Genomic DNA, 16627 nt, shown 5'->3' with positions numbered 1-16627 from the left:
CGGACTGGCACCTGTGGTCTGTAGTAAGCTGCCGGACTAAAACAATAAAAAGAAAAAGGATGCGAAAATGGCTAAAGGGCAAACTTTACAAGACCCGTTTTTGAATGCTTTGCGTCGGGAGCGCGTACCGGTGTCCATCTATTTGGTGAACGGTATCAAACTACAGGGGCAAATTGAGTCTTTCGATCAGTTTGTGATTTTACTAAAGAACACCGTCAGCCAGATGGTCTATAAGCATGCGATTTCGACCGTAGTACCGGCGCGAATTCCGCAAAACTACTTGCCGCAGCAAGAAGCGGCGGGTGATGAGGCGATTGATTAAACTAAGATTCTTGAAGGAGCAGTGATAGCTTGTTTGATAGGTTTGAAAGTGGTGAACAGGCTATCCTGGTGCACGTTGATTTCCCGGCGGAAACCGATCGGGAAGACCTCTCTGAACTTAAATTGTTGGTGTCTTCCGCTGGCGTCGAAACGCTTGCGGTGATTACTGCTGCGCGCTCGACACCGAGTTCGCGCTTTTTTGTGGGTAGCGGCAAGGCCGAGGAAATCGCCGAAGCCGTGAAGCTGCATAATGCTAATATTGTCATTTTTAATCATAGTTTGTCGCCTACCCAAGAGCGTAACCTTGAGAAATTGTGCCAATGTCGAGTATTAGACCGTACCGGCTTAATCCTTGATATTTTTGCGCAACGAGCACGGACTCACGAAGGTAAATTGCAGGTTGAGCTTGCTCAGCTTCGGCATATTTCGACCCGGCTTGTACGCGGTTGGACGCACTTGGAACGGCAAAAGGGTGGTATCGGGTTACGTGGTCCTGGTGAAACGCAGCTCGAGACTGACCGCCGTTTGATTCGTGGCCGTATTAAGAACATCCTCGGGCGCTTACAAAAGGTACAGAAGCAGCGCGAGCAGGGTAGACGCGCGCGTCAGCGTGCCGAAATACCTACGGTATCCTTGGTAGGCTATACCAACGCCGGTAAGTCGACGCTATTTAACCGAATTACTGAAGCCGATGTCTACGCCGCCGACCAATTGTTTGCGACGCTTGATCCGACCTTACGTAAGCTTGAGTTGCCTGACGTCGGGCCCATAATTTTAGCCGACACCGTAGGCTTTATCCGACATTTGCCGCATGAACTTGTAGCGGCTTTTAAAGCTACACTGCAAGAGACTCAAGACGCTGATCTTTTATTACACGTTATCGATATTAGTGATGAGCGGCAGCAAGAGAATGTCGAGCAGGTGACCGAGGTCTTACACGAAATTGGCGCTGATGAAGTACCGCAATTATTAATTTGTAACAAAATAGACCGACTCGATGCGGGCGAAGCGCGTATCGATTACGATGACCAGCAGCAACCTGTGCGGGTTTGGTTATCGGCACAAACAGGCGAAGGCGTGGAGCTGCTGAAGCAGGCGCTTGAACAACGCCTACGCCCAGCGATGGTCAATGTTGCGTTAAAGATCCCGCCGTCGATGGGTAAGTTGCGTGGTCGGCTTTACGCACTTAATAGTGTCACTGAAGAAGCGGCTTGTGACGATGGTGCGCTTGCCATGAAAGTGCGCATGTCGGCCGTGGATTGGCAGCGTTTATGTAAACAAGTTGCCGATGAGTATGGCGATAGTTTGCAAGGCTTTGTAGAATAGCTCATTACAGACGACAAAATTCATTTACAGTTCGATCGACAGTTGGAGTAGTCAATGGCCTGGAATCAACCGGGAAACGGTAACAATAACGACCGTGATCCATGGAAAAACCAAGGCGGTCGCGATCAGGGTCCACCGGACCTTGATGAAGCGGTACGCAATCTTTTAAGCAAATTTGGGATAGGCGGCTCAGGTAAGAAGGGCGGTGGTTCGTCATCGTCGAGCGGCGGTTTTCCAAGCAAAGGTTTCGGCATCATTGCTGTGTTGTTGGTAGTGGTATGGTTCATTGCCGGTTTTTACACAGTAAAAGAAGCAGAGCGCGGTGTGGTATTGCGTTTTGGTAATTTCCACAACCTCGTGGAATCAGGACTGCATTGGCGTCCGGTTTTCATCGACAGTGTTGAAATGGTCGATGTAAGTAACGTTCGCCAGTTCCAATCTGAAGGCTTCATGTTGACGCAAGACGAAAACGTTGTGCATGTTGAGCTTGATGTGCAATATCGCATCATCAATCCGCGTGACTACCTCTATGCCGTTGAGAATGCCGACAACAGCTTGGCGCAAGCCACCGATAGTGCCTTACGTTATGTTGTGGGTCACACGACCATGGACGAAGTATTAACCGTGGGTCGTGAAAACGTGCGAACTAATACTTTGGAGCTGTTGGAAAATATCATTGCGCCTTACCAGCTTGGTATTCAAATTGTTGATATCAACTTGTTGCCAGCGCGTCCACCAGAAGCGGTTAAAGATGCTTTTGATGATGCGATCGCTGCCCAAGAGGATGAGCAACGCTTTATTCGTGAAGCTGAAGCTTACGCGCGTGAAGTAGAACCAACCGCTCGTGGACAAGTGCGTCGTATTCTGCAAGAAGCGCAAGCCTATCGCGAACAGCAAGTGTTAAAAGCGCAGGGTGAAATTGCACGTTTCAACGAGTTGCTGCCGCAATACAACAAGGCACCAAAAGTGACGCGTGATCGTTTGTATTTAGAAACACTCGAGAAAATCTACGCGAATACCGCCAAGGTGATGGTTGATGTGGAAGGTAGCAACAACATGATGTACCTGCCACTAGACAAGATCCTCGAGCAACAACGCCGCAATACTGATAGTTCGAGCAACATGTCCGGCAGCAGCGACGGACAAAACTCAACCTCAACGAACTCGACGCGCTCTAACAACAGCCGTCAGGGTACATCCACGAATTCAACTGGCCGCACAAGTGACCGGTACGACGGAGGTCGAGGCTAAGCTATGAAAAACTTAATTGCAGTACTCGTTATCATTGCCGTGATCCTCGGTTTCTCATCGCTATTTGTGGTGAGCGAAGGTGAACGCGCGATCGTTATCCAATTTGGTAAGGTTCAGCGTGACGCGGACACTGGTATGCCAACGGTTTACGAACCAGGCTTACACTTTAAATTACCGTTGATCGAAAACGTTAAGCGCCTTGATGCACGTTTCAAAACGCTCGACGGCGACCCAGACCGGTTTGTTACCAGTGAGAAGAAAGACCTTATCGTTGATACCTATGTGAAATGGCGTATCTCTGATTTTGCCACTTATTACCTGTCGACAAACGGCGGTAATCAAGCGCAAGCCGAGGCCTTGTTGACACGTCGTGTGAACAGTGGTCTGCGTGCAGAGTTTGGTAGTCGTACGATTAAGGAAATCGTTTCAGGTGAACGTGACAACCTCATGCGCGAAGCTTTGATTCGCGGTGCAGACAGCGCGCAAGAACTCGGTATCGAAGTGATTGACGTGCGGGTGATGCAAATCAACCTGCCGACCGAAGTCAGTCAGTCGATCTTCCAGCGGATGCGCGCGGAACGTGAAGCTGTTGCGCGTGAACATCGTTCTGAAGGTCGTGAGCAAGCGGAATTCATTCGTGCCGACGTCGATGCTCGAGTGACCGTAATGCTTGCTGACGCTGAACGTCAGTCGCGTCAACTACGCGGTGAAGGTAATGCTGAAGCGGCTGGTATCTATGCCGAGGCGTACCAGCAAGATCCGGAGTTCTTCCAGTTCTTGCGAAGCTTGCAAGCTTATGAAACAAGCTTTGCACGAGGCAATGATGTGATTGTCCTCGAGCCTGATAGTGACTTCTTCAAATACTTGAAGAACATTTCAGGAGAATAATCGAGAGCCGGCCCAGCGCCGGCTTTTTTATGAGCGAAAGGCGTTGTTTTCTATTTGCTGTTTGCACGTTCACTCCGTTCACTTTTCGTTGAGAGCAGTATATGCTTGCTTTTTATGTCTCTGGTTTAAACGAACAACCAACAGCGAACAGCAAACATCGCTCTTTGAGGGTTTATGTCTTACAAGCAGTATTATCAACACTTTCTCAAACAGCATCCCGAGACCCTTCACTGCTCGCCGCACAGCCATCACTATTGGCCTGACGTTACCCGTGCCGCGCAGCTTGCTTATTGGGACGATAGTGCCAAAGGCGTTGATCACAAGTGGGATATGATTTTCGGTGAACGCCTGCCACGCGTGCAAAAACTGTTGGCAGAGCTACTTGACCATCCTGCACCAGAGCAATTTGTCTTTGCCAGTAACACGCATGAATTGTTGTACCGAGTGATCAGTTGTTTTGATCCAGCACAGCCGTTGCGGATACTGACGAGTGATGGTGAGTTTCATAGTTTTTCGCGGCAGGTTCGGCGGCTTGAAGAACGTGCGAATGTCGAAGTGGTGCGCGTCAGTTGTGAACCATACGCAACCTTTGCCGAGCGTTGGCAACAAGCCTTGCAACAGCAGTCGTTCGATTTAATTTTTTGCAGCCAAGTGTTCTTTAATTCCGGGGTCGTGGCGCCATGGGTTGGCACTTGGTTGGCGTGGGTGCCTGAATCAACCCAAGTGGTTATTGATGGGTATCATGGTTGTGGTGCCTTGCCGACGAGTTTGCATGATGTTGCTGACCGTATTTTTTATGTGGCGGGCGCCTACAAGTATTTGCAGGCCGGCGAAGGCTGTTGTTTCATGAGTGTGCCTAAGGGCACCGCTCTGCGCCCAGAGTATACCGGCTGGTTTGCTGACTTTGCTAACCTTGCGAAGCCCCAGCAAGCTACAGTGGAGTATGCTAATGACGGTATGCGTTTTGCCGGTGCGACCATGGACTTTACCGCGTTGTACCGACTCGAGGCCGTAGTGCAGTGGTGGCGCGAAGACGGTATTACCGTTGCTGCCATTCATCAGTATGTACAGCGGTTACAGGCCGATTTTTTGGCAGTGATTGATGAACTTGAACATCCGCTTTTGAATCGCGCCGCGCTATTGGTTGATGACTTAGCGGAACATGGTCATTTTCTTACGTTCGAGCTGCCATCAGCTGCAGAGGTCGCAACGTTGGCGCAGCAACTGCAACAAGGTGGTGTTGAAACCGACTACCGTGGTAAGCGCTTGCGTTTTGGATTTGCGTTGTACCACGATGCGTCTGACTATCAGCGCTTGAAAAAAGCGTTAAGCTGACCCCGATGGGCTACCGAAGGCGGCAAATACCTGTTAAAATCGCCGCCTGTTTTTTCAACAGTAACGCTGGTAGCACTAATCATGGGTAAAAACGTCGTAATTCTCGGCACGCAGTGGGGTGACGAAGGTAAAGGTAAGATTGTTGATTTACTTACCGATAAAGCTTCGTTGGCAGTTCGTTATCAAGGCGGACACAACGCCGGTCACACCTTAGTCATCGACGGCGAAAAAACCGTTCTTCATCTTATTCCATCAGCCATTTTGCGCGACAACGTGAAATGTGTGATCGGTAATGGCGTGGTACTTTCGCCGGAAGCCTTGATGGAAGAAATTGCCATGCTTGAAAAGCGCGGCGTTCCGGTTCGTGAACGTTTGCTTATTAGCGAAGCTTGCCCACTGATTTTGCCTTACCACATTGCGTTGGACCAAGCGCGCGAGAAAGCGCGTGGTAACAAGGCGATTGGTACTACTGGGCGTGGTATCGGCCCTGCTTATGAAGATAAAGTCGCGCGTCGCGGTTTGCGCGTCGGTGATTTATTTAATTTTGCGCGGTTTGAAGAAAAGCTGCGTGAAGTGGTCGAATTCCATAACTTCACCTTGGTAAATTATTATCAAGTTGAGGCAGTGAATGTTGATGACGTGCTCGCCTATTGCCGCGAAGTCGCTCAGCAGTTACAGGGCATGGTCGCCGACATTCCGTCGCTCCTTGATGATGCGCGGAAAGCTGGCGAGAACATCATGTTTGAAGGTGCGCAGGGCACTTTGCTGGATATCGATCACGGTACCTATCCGTACGTAACCTCATCGAATACCACAGCAGGTGGGGTTTCCACCGGTGCTGGCTTTGGTCCGCGTTACATTGACTACGTCTTAGGCATCGTGAAAGCCTACACCACACGTGTAGGTAGCGGTCCATTCCCAACCGAACTGGATTGTGATGTTGGTCAGCACCTTGGCGTGAAAGGGCATGAGTTTGGCGCTACCACCGGTCGCAAACGTCGTACAGGTTGGTTTGACGCCGTTGCAGCGCGCCGAGCGGTGCAAATTAATTCCGTGAGCGGGTTCTGCTTAACTAAGCTAGATGTTTTAGACGGTTTAAAAGAACTAAAAATTTGTACCGGTTACCAGCTACCTGATGGTACGATAACCGAGTACCCACCAATGGCGGCGGAAGACTACGAATGTGTAGAGCCGATTTACGAAAGTATGCCAGGCTGGGACCAAAGCACAGTAGGTATTACTGAGCACAAAGATTTACCAACAGAGGCGCTTGCTTACATCAAGCGTATTGAAGCACTAACTGGTGTTCCTGTGGACATTATTTCGACAGGTCCAGACCGCGCAGAAACGATTATTTTGCAACATCCGTTCGCAAATTAACCAAACAGTCGCGGAATCGTAAAAAAATCAGCATTTCCTATTGCATCATCAAAATCGATACAATAGAATGCGCTCCACCTAACCGGGGTGCCGGCATAGCTCAGCTGGTAGAGCAACTGACTTGTAATCAGTAGGTCGGGAGTTCGACTCTCTCTGCCGGCACCAACTCAAAATTTGTTCGGAGGGGTTCCCGAGTGGCCAAAGGGATCAGACTGTAAATCTGACGGCTCAGCCTTCGCAGGTTCGAATCCTGCCCCCTCCACCAATTTGCATTGTCTGTTTAATGCGGTGAGTTCAGAATGGTTTGAGGTGGCCCGATTCAAGGCATGCGGGTATCGTATAATGGCTATTACCTCAGCCTTCCAAGCTGATGATGTGGGTTCGATTCCCACTACCCGCTCCAATAATCTGTAAGTGCTGATATAGCTCAGTTGGTAGAGCGCACCCTTGGTAAGGGTGAGGTCGGCGGTTCAAATCCGCCTATCAGCACCATCTCATCGGTCCAACCCCTTCAAAACATTCTTCTCGGTTACGTAAACTTGACTCAATTTAGGTGTTTAACCACCGTACGTTGTCCAAAGAGAGGCTGTCATGTCAAAAGAAAAATTTGAACGTTCGAAACCGCATGTGAACGTAGGTACTATCGGCCACGTTGACCATGGTAAAACTACTCTGACTGCTGCGATCACTACCGTTTTGGCAAAAACCTACGGTGGCGCTGCGAAAGACTTCGCAATGATCGATAACGCACCAGAAGAAAAAGCGCGTGGTATCACCATCTCAACTTCACACGTTGAGTACGATACTCCGACGCGTCACTACGCACACGTAGACTGCCCAGGACACGCTGACTATGTGAAAAACATGATCACCGGTGCTGCGCAGATGGACGGCGCGATCTTGGTAGTAGCTGCCACTGACGGCCCTATGCCACAAACCCGTGAGCACATCTTGTTGTCACGTCAGGTAGGCGTACCGTTCATCGTTGTTTTCATGAACAAATGTGACATGGTAGACGACGAAGAGTTGTTGGAATTGGTAGAGATGGAAGTTCGTGAACTTCTTTCTGAGTACGACTTCCCAGGTGACGACTTGCCAGTGATTCAAGGTTCAGCGTTGAAAGCGTTGGAAGGCGAAGAGCAGTGGGAAACGAAAATCCTTGAGTTGGCAGAAGCTTTGGATAACTACATCCCAGAGCCAGAGCGTGATATCGATAAGCCGTTCATCATGCCAATCGAAGACGTATTCTCGATCTCAGGTCGTGGTACTGTAGTAACTGGTCGTGTAGAGCGTGGTATCGTTCGCACTGGTGACGAAGTTGAAATCGTAGGTATCAAAGACACGACGAAGACTATCGTAACGGGCGTAGAGATGTTCCGTAAGTTGCTTGACGAAGGTCGTGCAGGTGAGAACATCGGTGCGTTGTTGCGTGGTACGAAGCGTGACGAGATCCAACGTGGCCAAGTATTGGCGAAGCCAGGTTCAATCACTCCGCACACCAAGTTCGAAGCGGAAGTTTACGTATTGAACAAAGAAGAAGGCGGTCGTCATACTCCGTTCTTCAAAGGCTATCGTCCACAGTTCTACTTCCGTACAACTGACGTAACTGGTGCAGTGCAATTGCCAGACGGCGTAGAAATGGTAATGCCAGGCGACAACTTGAAGTTTGTTGTTGACTTGATTCACCCAATCGCGATGGACGAAGGCTTGCGCTTCGCAATCCGTGAAGGTGGCCGTACCGTAGGCGCCGGCGTAGTATCTAAGATCTTAGACTAATACTACGAAGTAGCCCGTAGTTCTACTACGGGTCTAGCTATAAAAGGGGAGCTTCGGCTCCCTTTTTTAATGCGCGAAAGGCGATGTTCGCTATTCGCTGTTTGCTGTTCGTCTAAAGCGAAAAATGATGTTCGCTATTCGCTATTTGCTCTTCGTCTAAAGCGTCGAGTGTTTAATGTTTTGGGTTTAAACAAACAGCGAACAGCGAACAGCAAACATCGCTTTTGCTTTAAGCAGACATCGCTCTTCGTTTGCTCTTGTTTTAAGCGCCTTGATCGGTATAATACAGCGTCCATTTTCCGTCATCAGATGGTTAATTGCAGGGGTGTAGTTCCAATTGGTAGAACAGCGGTCTCCAAAACCGACGGTTGGGGGTTCGAATCCCTCCACCCCTGCCAACATAAATTCGCTGTTTGCTATTTGCTGTTCGCTTTTTGTTTAGATCTTTTTTTCGAACAGCAAACAGCAAATAGCAAACAACGGTTTTTCTAAATACAGGATTGAATAATGAGTGCTACTTCCGAAACGCAAAGCAGTTCTTTCGATAGCATTAAGTGGATCATCGCTATCGCGCTTTTGGCTGCCGCTGTATTGGGTAATTACTACTACGGTGAAACAGTTTCTGTACTTTATCGCGCCATCGCGGTTGTCGTGCTTGTTGCAGTGGCGGGTATCGTTGCTGGCATGACCGGCAAAGGCCGTCGTTTTCGTAGCTTTGCGAAAGAAAGTCGCACTGAAGTACGTCGCGTCGTATGGCCTACGCGCCAAGAAGCAACTCAAACAACAATTATTGTGGTTGTCGCAACCGCGATTGTTTCATTGATTCTGTGGGGCATGGATGCGATTCTGGTACGCGTTGTTGGATTCTTCACCGGACTGGAGTTTTAAGCGATGAGCGAACTTAAAAAACGTTGGTACGTCGTTCAAGCCTTTTCAGGGTTTGAAGCACGAGTTGCGCAGTCATTGCGTGAACACATCAAAATGCATGGCATGGAAGACAAGTTCGGTGAAGTCCTAGTCCCAACCGAAGAAGTTGTCGAAATGAAGGCTGGTCAGCGTCGTAAGAGCGAACGCAAATTCTTCCCTGGTTATGTTCTAGTGGAAATGGCCATGGACGATGAGTCGTGGCACTTAGTGAAAAGCATTCCGCGTGTACTTGGCTTTATTGGTGGTAAGCAAGATCGCCCAACGCCAATTACGCAGAAAGAAGCTGACGCTATCCTCAACCGTCTGCAAGAGTCAGTTGATAAGCCTAAGCCGAAGACGTTGTTTGAGCCAGGTGAAGTTGTGCGTGTTAATGATGGACCGTTTGCCGACTTCAACGGAACCGTTGAAAGTGTTGATTACGAAAAGAGTCGCTTAACGGTATCGGTTTCGATCTTCGGTCGTGCAACACCAGTAGAACTCGAATTCGGCCAAGTAGAAAAAGCCTAAAACCTAAAAACGTTGTTTGCTATTCGCTGTTTGCACGCTCGCAGCGCTCGCTTTTCGTTTAAGGCCAAGACTAGATACTTTTGGGTTTAAACAAACAGCCAACAGCAAATAGCGAACACCGAATTAAGGCGGACGTTTTTTGTCCGCCCTGTATTGCATTGGAGTGCGATAACAGCTATACTTCGCCTCCTTTTTTACGTCGGGGAGCCGTTTGAGTAAGTCACCCCTTGGTTTTTGTTGCTTACGAAAAGCAGTAAAAATTGAAGACTTACAAGGCGTTAGACCCAAACCAAGAGGTATACAAACATGGCTAAGAAAGTTAGCGCTATCATCAAGCTGCAAGTTGCAGCTGGTGCAGCAAACCCGTCACCTCCTGTTGGTCCAGCACTTGGTCAGCACGGTGTGAACATCATGGAATTCTGTAAAGCGTTCAACGCGGCAACTGATCAGCTTGAAAAAGGCGCGCCAGTTCCTGTTGAAATCACAGTATTCGAAGACCGTTCTTTCACGTTCATCACGAAGACTCCTCCAGCTGCGTTCTTGTTGAAGAAAGCTGCAGGAATCAAGAGTGGTTCAGGTCGTCCTAACACTGAGAAAGTGGGTACTGTTACCCGTGCTCAGTTGGAAGAGATTGCCAAGGTTAAAGAGCCTGACTTAACAGCGGCTGACCTTGATGCAGCAGTACGTACTATCGCCGGCTCTGCACGTGCGATGGGCCTGAATGTGGAGGGTCTGTAAGATGGCTAAATTAAGCAAACGCGCTCGCCTGATCAAAGAGAAAGTTGAAGCTCGTGATTATGAAATCAACGAAGCTATCTCTCTTTTGAAAGAATTGGCAACTGCAAAATTCAAAGAAAGCGTTGATGTTTCTGTCAACCTCGGCATCGACGCTCGTAAATCTGATCAAAACGTTCGTGGCGCTACTGTATTGCCAAACGGTACCGGTCGTGACGTTCGCGTAGCTGTATTTACTAGCGGCGCAAACGTAGACAAAGCTAAAGAAGCTGGTGCTGACTTGGTTGGTATGGAAGACCTTGCAGAGCAAGTGAAAAAAGGCGAAATGAACTTTGACGTTGTTATCGCTTCACCTGACGCAATGCGTGTTGTCGGTCAGTTGGGTCAAATCCTAGGTCCACGTGGCCTAATGCCGAACCCGAAGACTGGTACTGTAACGCCTGACGTTGCGACCGCGGTACAAAACGCGAAAGCTGGTCAGATTCGTTATCGCAACGATAAAGCGGGTATCATCCACGCGACTATCGGTAAAGTTGATTTCGATAACGACAAATTGAAAGAAAACTTAGAAGCATTGCTGGCAGCATTGAAGAAAGCGAAGCCTTCTTCAGCGAAAGGTCAGTACATCAAGAAAGTGAGCTTATCAACGACTATGGGCGCTGGCGTAGCCATCGACCAAGGTACGTTAGAAGGCAAATAAGGTTTTATGGGTTGGAGTCGCCACTTCGTGTAATAGCTTAGTGAATGTGGCTCCCGTCCAAGACCGCAGGTGTCTCGCGGTGATTTCTGAGAAGAAATGATTAGCGACACTTAATTTCCTGCGCAGATGGTGTAATCCGGCTCAGACTCTCTGGGTAAGAGATTCACCGTGACAACGTGGTAGATGCAATTCCGGTCTACCTATGTGTAACGATAGTTCGCGGCTATGCCAAGAACTAAAAAAAGAGGTGATATCAGTGGCACTAGGTTTAGCAGCAAAAAAAGCAATCGTTAAAGAAGTTAACGAAGTTGCTTCAAACGCTCTATCCGTCGCTGTTGCTGAGTATCGCGGTATGGAAGTTGCGGACATGACCGTGCTGCGCCGTCAGGCGCGTGAGCAAGGCGTATATCTGAAAGTTATTCGGAATACCCTCGCGAAACGTGCTTTTGAAGGTACGCAGTTTGGCGACATGGACGAAGTACTGAAAGGTCCACTTGTTTACGGCTTTTCTTTGGATGCACCGGGCGCTTCAGCTCGTTTGTTCAAAGACTTCGCTAAAGAGAACAAGCACCTGAAAGTAACTGCTCTCCACATCGGTAGCGGTGTTATGGGCGCAGACAAACTTGATGCAGTTGCATCACTTCCGACGCGTGACGAAGCATTGGCGAAATTGCTGGCCACCTTCAAGGCACCTGTTAGTAAGTTCGTTCGTACAGTTAACGAAGTTCCTACTAAGTTTGTGCGTGTGTTGGCGGCAATTAAAGACGCTAAATAGAAGCGGTTTTTTAACCAATTTTTTTGTAATTTATAACCCAGGAGTTTAGAGTTATGGCTCTTACTAAAGAAGATATCTTGAATGCAATCGCTGAAATGCCAGTAATGGAACTGGTAGAACTGATCGAAGCTGCTGAAGAGAAATTCGGTGTTGACGCATCTGCTGCTGTTGCAGTAGCTGCTGGTCCAGCTGCAGGCGGCGACGCTGCTGCAGAAGAGAAAACTGAATTCGACGTAGTATTGAAATCAGCTGGTTCAAACAAAGTTGGCGCAATCAAAGCAGTTCGCGCAGCAACTGGTCTTGGCCTGAAAGAAGCGAAAGCTATGGTTGAGTCTGCACCGGTAGCCGTTAAAGAAGGCATCGCGAAAGACGAAGCTGAAGAACTGAAAAAGCAGCTTGAAGAAGCTGGTGCAGAAGTTGAAGTTAAATAATCAACGACTGACACAAAAACTGGCCGCATAGGCCTGGGCCTGGTGACTTTTTGAGTCACCAGGCTTTTTGCGCTGTTAAGCATGTATCATTTTTGCCCGTTATTGGGGTGCATGCTCGCGGTGACAAAAACGGGAACGACAAACTGTAACAAGTTTGTTTTTAACCATCGACTCCCCGGTGGTTAGGGTCATCAATCAGCTAGCTGAGGAACCCCATGGCGTACTCCTACTCTGAGAAAAAACGTATTCGCAAGGATTTTGGTAAGCGGCCTCATGTACTTGAAGTGCCTTACCTGTTGTCAATCCAATTAGATTCATTCAAAAAATTTATTGAGCTGGATCCAGAAGGTAATAATGGTCTGGAAGCAGCTTTCCGCTCAGTATTTCCGATTGCCGCCTATTCAGGTAATTCGGAATTGCAGTACGTGAGCTATCACCTTGGTGAGCCAGTATTTGACGTTCAAGAATGTCAAATTCGTGGCATTACATATTCTGCTCCATTGCGAGTGAAACTGCGCTTGGTTCTTTATGATAAAGAAGCAGCGGCAGGCACCGTTAAAGATATGCGCGAGCAAGAAGTCTATATGGGCGAAATCCCATTAATGACTGAAAACGGTACTTTTGTTATTAACGGTACCGAGCGTGTTATCGTTTCTCAGTTACACCGTTCGCCGGGCGTGTTCTTTGATCATGACAAGGGTAAAACCCATTCGTCAGGTAAAGTTCTTTATAACGCGCGGGTGATCCCATACCGTGGTTCTTGGTTGGACTTTGAGTTCGATCCGAAAGACAACGTATTTGTACGTATCGACCGTCGTCGTAAATTGCCGGCGTCGATTATTTTGCGCGCACTTGAGTACACCACTGAAGAAATCCTTGAGATGTTCTTCGACACGACGTACTTCCAGTTCCGTGGCAAGAAAGTATTCATGCAGTTGGTGCCTGAACGCCTGCGTGGTGAAACCGCTAAGTTTGATATTAAAAACGATGACGGCGAGATGATCGTCGAAAAAGGTCGTCGTATTACTGCGCGTCACATCAAGCAAATCGAAGGTTTGAACCAGCCTGAAATGGAAGTACCACTTGAGTACTTGGTAGGCAAAGTTCTAGCAAAAGATTACGTCAACAAGAAGACCGGCGAAGTGGTTGCAGAAGCAAACGCAGAACTGACTCTAGAATTGTTGGCTGAGTTGCGTGAAGCGGGCTTTAAGAAATTTGAAACTTTGTTTGTGAACGACCTCGATCACGGTCCGTACATGAGCGAAACCTTACGCATCGATCCAAGCAACAACCGCTTGGAAGCTTTGGTAGAAATCTACCGTATGATGCGTCCGGGCGAGCCGCCAACGAAAGAAGCGGCGGAAGCCTTATTTGATAACTTGTTCTTCAGCGATGACCGTTATGACTTGTCAGCGGTAGGTCGAATGAAGTTCAACCGCCGTTTGGGTCGCGATGACTTAACCGGTCCGGGTACCCTGACCAACGAAGACATCATTGATGTCATGCGTAAACTGATCGAAATCCGTAACGGTGTCGATGAAGTGGACGATATCGACCACCTCGGTAACCGCCGTATTCGTTCAGTGGGCGAAATGGCCGAAAACCAATTCCGTGTAGGTTTGGTGCGTGTCGAGCGTGCAGTTAAAGAGCGTTTGAGCCTTGGTGACCTTGACAGCATCATGCCGCAAGACTTGATCAACGCGAAGCCAATCAGCGCTGCGGTGAAAGAGTTCTTCGGTTCAAGCCAATTGTCACAGTTCATGGACCAGAACAACCCGTTGTCAGAAGTGACGCACAAGCGTCGTATTTCTGCGCTTGGTCCGGGCGGTTTGACTCGTGAACGTGCAGGCTTTGAGGTTCGTGACGTACACCCAACCCACTATGGTCGCGTGTGCCCAATCGAAACCCCTGAAGGTCCAAACATCGGTTTGATCAACTCGTTGTCGACTTTTGCGCGTACCAACGAATACGGTTTCTTAGAAACCCCGTATCGTCGCGTCGATAATGGCGTTATAACTGATGACGTAGACTATTTGTCAGCTATTGAAGAAGGTCAATTCGTCATCGCTCAGGCGAACGTGAAGACCAACGACAAAGGTGAGTTGACCGAAGACCTCGTGCCGTGTCGCCATAAAGGTGAAACGACATTGATGTCGAAAGAACAAGTCCAGTATATGGACGTGTCTCCACAGCAGATCGTTTCGATCGCGGCAAGCTTGATCCCATTCCTTGAGCACGATGATGCCAACCGTGCTTTGATGGGCTCGAACATGCAACGTCAAGCGGTACCAACATTGCGTGCCGATAAGCCGCTGGTAGGTACTGGTATTGAACGTACCGTTGCTGTGGATTCAGGTGTAACTGTTGTTGCGAAGCGCGGTGGTGTGGTCGATAAAGTTGACGCTAGCCGTATCGTGGTAAAAGTTAACGAGGAAGAAATGGTACCTGGCGAAGCTGGTATCGATATCTATAACCTTGTGAAGTACACCCGTTCAAACCAGAACACCTGTATTAACCAAATTCCTAACGTCAACGTTGGTGAGCCGGTCATGCGTGGTGATGTATTGGCCGATGGTCCGTCAACCGATATGGGTGACTTGGCCCTTGGGCAAAACTTACGCGTCGCGTTCATGCCTTGGAATGGTTATAACTTCGAGGATTCAATCTTGATCTCGGAGCGTGTGGTACAAGAAGATCGCTTGACCACTATCCACATTCAAGAGCTCAGCTGTGTCGCGCGTGACACCAAGCTAGGAGCGGAAGAAGTCACTTCGGACATTCCGAACGTTGGTGAATCTGCATTGAACAAGCTGGACGAATCAGGTGTTGTTTACGTTGGCGCCGAAGTAAGTGGTGGCGACATTCTGGTCGGTAAAGTAACGCCAAAAGGCGAAACGCAACTGACGCCAGAAGAGAAGCTTCTACGTGCAATCTTTGGTGAGAAAGCATCGGACGTGAAAGACAGTTCGTTGCGTGTGCCTAACGGTGTGACTGGAACCGTCATCGACGTCCAAGTCTTCACCCGTGATGGCGTCGAAAAAGACAAGCGTGCACTTGATATCGAGAACATGCAGCTTGAACAGGTTAAGAAAGATTTAACCGATGAGTTCAAGATTCTTGAGCGTGGTATCTATGAGCGTGCCCGTAGCCTGTTGCTGGCCAATGGTTTTGATGAGTCAAAACTAGCTGGTCTTGAGCAAAGCAAATGGTTGACGCAAAACTTGAAGAACGAAGACGCGCAGCAGCAGCTTGAGCAAATTGCTCAGCAGTACGAAGAGTTGCGCAACGACTTCGATAGCAAGTTTGAGAACAAGCGTCGTAAGATCACTCAAGGTGATGACCTTGCCCCAGGCGTGTTGAAGATTGTTAAGGTTTACCTAGCGGTACGCCGTCGCATCCAGCCGGGCGATAAGCTTGCTGGTCGTCACGGTAACAAAGGTGTTATCTCAACCATTCAGCCGGTTGAAGACATGCCTTATGACGCTGAAGGTAATCCGGTCGATATCGTTCTGAACCCGTTGGGCGTACCATCGCGGATGAACATTGGTCAGATTCTTGAGACGCACTTAGGTTTGGCGGCTCGTGGTATCGGTACCAAGATCGAGAAAATGATTAAACAGCAAGCGAAAGTTGCTGAGATGCGTGAATTCCTACAAAAAGTCTACGACTTAGGTGATACGCGTCAAGAAGTCGATATTAGCACCTTCAGCGATGACGAAGTAATGCGTCTCGCGAGCAACTTGAAGAAAGGTTTGCCAACGGCAACGCCTGTTTTCGACGGTGCGATCGAAAGTGAAATTAAAGAACTCCTGAAACTCGGTGACTTGCCTGAATCAGGCCAGATCACTTTGTATGACGGACGTACTGGTGAACGTTTTGAACGTGATGTAACGGTAGGTTACATGTACATGCTGAAACTCAACCACTTGGTTGACGATAAGATGCACGCCCGTTCAACCGGTTCGTACAGCTTGGTTACTCAGCAGCCGCTGGGTGGTAAAGCACAGTTCGGTGGTCAGCGCTTCGGTGAGATGGAAGTGTGGGCATTGGAAGCATACGGTGCGGCTTACACGTTGCAAGAAATGTTGACGGTGAAATCGGACGACGTAAATGGTCGTACGAAGATGTACAAGAACATCGTCGACAACGACTTGCGCATGGAAGCTGGTATGCCGGAATCCTTCAACGTATTGCTGAAGGAAATCCGCTCGCTAGGTATCAACATTGAGTTGGACCAAGACTGAGACCAAACCGGACGCTAATTGCCAGGAGATA

At 48.8% G+C, this 16627-nt stretch carries 14 protein-coding genes and 5 tRNA genes; all 19 read left to right on the top strand.

Annotated elements, in window-relative coordinates; all coding sequences use genetic code 11:
* The first annotated feature begins 67 nt into the window (after positions 1-67).
* The 19 genes from hfq to rpoB all read left to right on the top strand — a co-directional run bounded on the left by hfq (position 68) and on the right by rpoB (position 16596).
* Positions 68-322, top strand: a complete 255-nt coding sequence (gene hfq / locus CWI70_RS07050) for an RNA chaperone Hfq (RefSeq protein WP_126753540.1) — start codon at positions 68-70, stop codon at positions 320-322.
* A gap of 29 nt (positions 323-351) precedes the next feature.
* Positions 352-1647 (top strand): ribosome rescue GTPase HflX, encoded by a 1296-nt coding sequence (gene hflX / locus CWI70_RS07045; RefSeq protein ID WP_126771778.1) that lies wholly within the window; start codon positions 352-354, stop codon positions 1645-1647.
* 54 nt (positions 1648-1701) lie between these two features.
* The gene (hflK, locus tag CWI70_RS07040) at positions 1702-2898 is read left to right on the top strand and encodes an FtsH protease activity modulator HflK (RefSeq protein ID WP_126771776.1); all 1197 of its coding nucleotides are present in this window, start codon (positions 1702-1704) and stop codon (positions 2896-2898) included.
* A gap of 3 nt (positions 2899-2901) precedes the next feature.
* Entirely contained in the window at positions 2902-3786 is an 885-nt protein-coding gene (gene hflC / locus CWI70_RS07035; protein WP_126771774.1) for a protease modulator HflC, read from the top strand.
* A gap of 174 nt (positions 3787-3960) precedes the next feature.
* On the top strand, positions 3961-5121 hold the full coding sequence (locus CWI70_RS07030) for an aminotransferase class V-fold PLP-dependent enzyme (RefSeq protein ID WP_126771772.1): 1161 nt from the start codon (positions 3961-3963) through the stop codon (positions 5119-5121).
* 81 nt (positions 5122-5202) lie between these two features.
* Positions 5203-6501: an adenylosuccinate synthase gene (locus CWI70_RS07025; RefSeq protein WP_126771770.1), complete on the top strand. Its 1299-nt coding sequence runs from the start codon at positions 5203-5205 to the stop codon at positions 6499-6501.
* An 89-nt stretch (positions 6502-6590) separates the two neighbouring features.
* Positions 6591-6666 (top strand) — tRNA-Thr (locus CWI70_RS07020).
* A gap of 15 nt (positions 6667-6681) precedes the next feature.
* Positions 6682-6766, top strand: a tRNA-Tyr gene (locus CWI70_RS07015).
* Positions 6767-6829: 63 nt separating this feature from the next.
* Positions 6830-6904 (top strand) — tRNA-Gly (locus tag CWI70_RS07010).
* A 13-nt stretch (positions 6905-6917) separates the two neighbouring features.
* Positions 6918-6993: transfer RNA gene (locus CWI70_RS07005), tRNA-Thr, on the top strand.
* Positions 6994-7092: 99 nt separating this feature from the next.
* Positions 7093-8277 (top strand): elongation factor Tu, encoded by a 1185-nt coding sequence (gene tuf / locus CWI70_RS07000; protein WP_126771768.1) that lies wholly within the window; start codon positions 7093-7095, stop codon positions 8275-8277.
* A gap of 321 nt (positions 8278-8598) precedes the next feature.
* Positions 8599-8675, top strand: a tRNA-Trp gene (locus CWI70_RS06995).
* A 109-nt stretch (positions 8676-8784) separates the two neighbouring features.
* Entirely contained in the window at positions 8785-9165 is a 381-nt protein-coding gene (secE, locus tag CWI70_RS06990; RefSeq protein ID WP_126771766.1) for a preprotein translocase subunit SecE, read from the top strand.
* A gap of 3 nt (positions 9166-9168) precedes the next feature.
* Positions 9169-9711 carry a transcription termination/antitermination protein NusG gene (gene nusG, locus CWI70_RS06985; RefSeq protein WP_126771764.1) on the top strand — a complete coding sequence of 181 codons (543 nt, stop codon included), beginning with the start codon at positions 9169-9171 and terminating at the stop codon, positions 9709-9711.
* A gap of 306 nt (positions 9712-10017) precedes the next feature.
* Positions 10018-10449: a 50S ribosomal protein L11 gene (rplK, locus tag CWI70_RS06980; protein WP_126763538.1), complete on the top strand. Its 432-nt coding sequence runs from the start codon at positions 10018-10020 to the stop codon at positions 10447-10449.
* A 1-nt stretch (position 10450) separates the two neighbouring features.
* The gene (rplA, locus tag CWI70_RS06975) at positions 10451-11146 is read left to right on the top strand and encodes a 50S ribosomal protein L1 (protein ID WP_126771762.1); all 696 of its coding nucleotides are present in this window, start codon (positions 10451-10453) and stop codon (positions 11144-11146) included.
* 256 nt (positions 11147-11402) lie between these two features.
* Positions 11403-11921: a 50S ribosomal protein L10 gene (rplJ, locus tag CWI70_RS06970; protein ID WP_126771760.1), complete on the top strand. Its 519-nt coding sequence runs from the start codon at positions 11403-11405 to the stop codon at positions 11919-11921.
* Between the two features lie 53 nt (positions 11922-11974).
* Positions 11975-12352 (top strand): 50S ribosomal protein L7/L12, encoded by a 378-nt coding sequence (gene rplL, locus CWI70_RS06965; protein WP_126771758.1) that lies wholly within the window; start codon positions 11975-11977, stop codon positions 12350-12352.
* Between the two features lie 215 nt (positions 12353-12567).
* Positions 12568-16596: a DNA-directed RNA polymerase subunit beta gene (gene rpoB / locus CWI70_RS06960; protein ID WP_126771756.1), complete on the top strand. Its 4029-nt coding sequence runs from the start codon at positions 12568-12570 to the stop codon at positions 16594-16596.
* Positions 16597-16627 lie beyond the last annotated feature (31 nt).

This window comes from Pseudidiomarina homiensis (assembly GCF_003987225.1).
Lineage (GTDB): Bacteria > Pseudomonadota > Gammaproteobacteria > Enterobacterales > Alteromonadaceae > Pseudidiomarina > Pseudidiomarina homiensis.
This window is presented reverse-complemented; position numbering and strand designations above follow the sequence as displayed.

Bases quoted from the DNA above. Each gene is read 5' to 3' on its own strand.
- tuf (WP_126771768.1), top strand. From the start codon at position 7,093: ATGTCAAAAGAAAAATTTGAACGTTCGAAACCGCATGTGAACGTAGGT.
- rplK (WP_126763538.1), top strand. From the start codon at position 10,018: ATGGCTAAGAAAGTTAGCGCTATCATCAAGCTGCAAGTTGCAGCTGGT.
- CWI70_RS07025 (WP_126771770.1), top strand. From the start codon at position 5,203: ATGGGTAAAAACGTCGTAATTCTCGGCACGCAGTGGGGTGACGAAGGT.
- rplA (WP_126771762.1), top strand. From the start codon at position 10,451: ATGGCTAAATTAAGCAAACGCGCTCGCCTGATCAAAGAGAAAGTTGAA.
- secE (WP_126771766.1), top strand. From the start codon at position 8,785: ATGAGTGCTACTTCCGAAACGCAAAGCAGTTCTTTCGATAGCATTAAG.
- nusG (WP_126771764.1), top strand. From the start codon at position 9,169: ATGAGCGAACTTAAAAAACGTTGGTACGTCGTTCAAGCCTTTTCAGGG.
- hfq (WP_126753540.1), top strand. From the start codon at position 68: ATGGCTAAAGGGCAAACTTTACAAGACCCGTTTTTGAATGCTTTGCGT.
- rpoB (WP_126771756.1), top strand. From the start codon at position 12,568: ATGGCGTACTCCTACTCTGAGAAAAAACGTATTCGCAAGGATTTTGGT.
- CWI70_RS07030 (WP_126771772.1), top strand. From the start codon at position 3,961: ATGTCTTACAAGCAGTATTATCAACACTTTCTCAAACAGCATCCCGAG.
- hflK (WP_126771776.1), top strand. From the start codon at position 1,702: ATGGCCTGGAATCAACCGGGAAACGGTAACAATAACGACCGTGATCCA.
- rplL (WP_126771758.1), top strand. From the start codon at position 11,975: ATGGCTCTTACTAAAGAAGATATCTTGAATGCAATCGCTGAAATGCCA.
- hflC (WP_126771774.1), top strand. From the start codon at position 2,902: ATGAAAAACTTAATTGCAGTACTCGTTATCATTGCCGTGATCCTCGGT.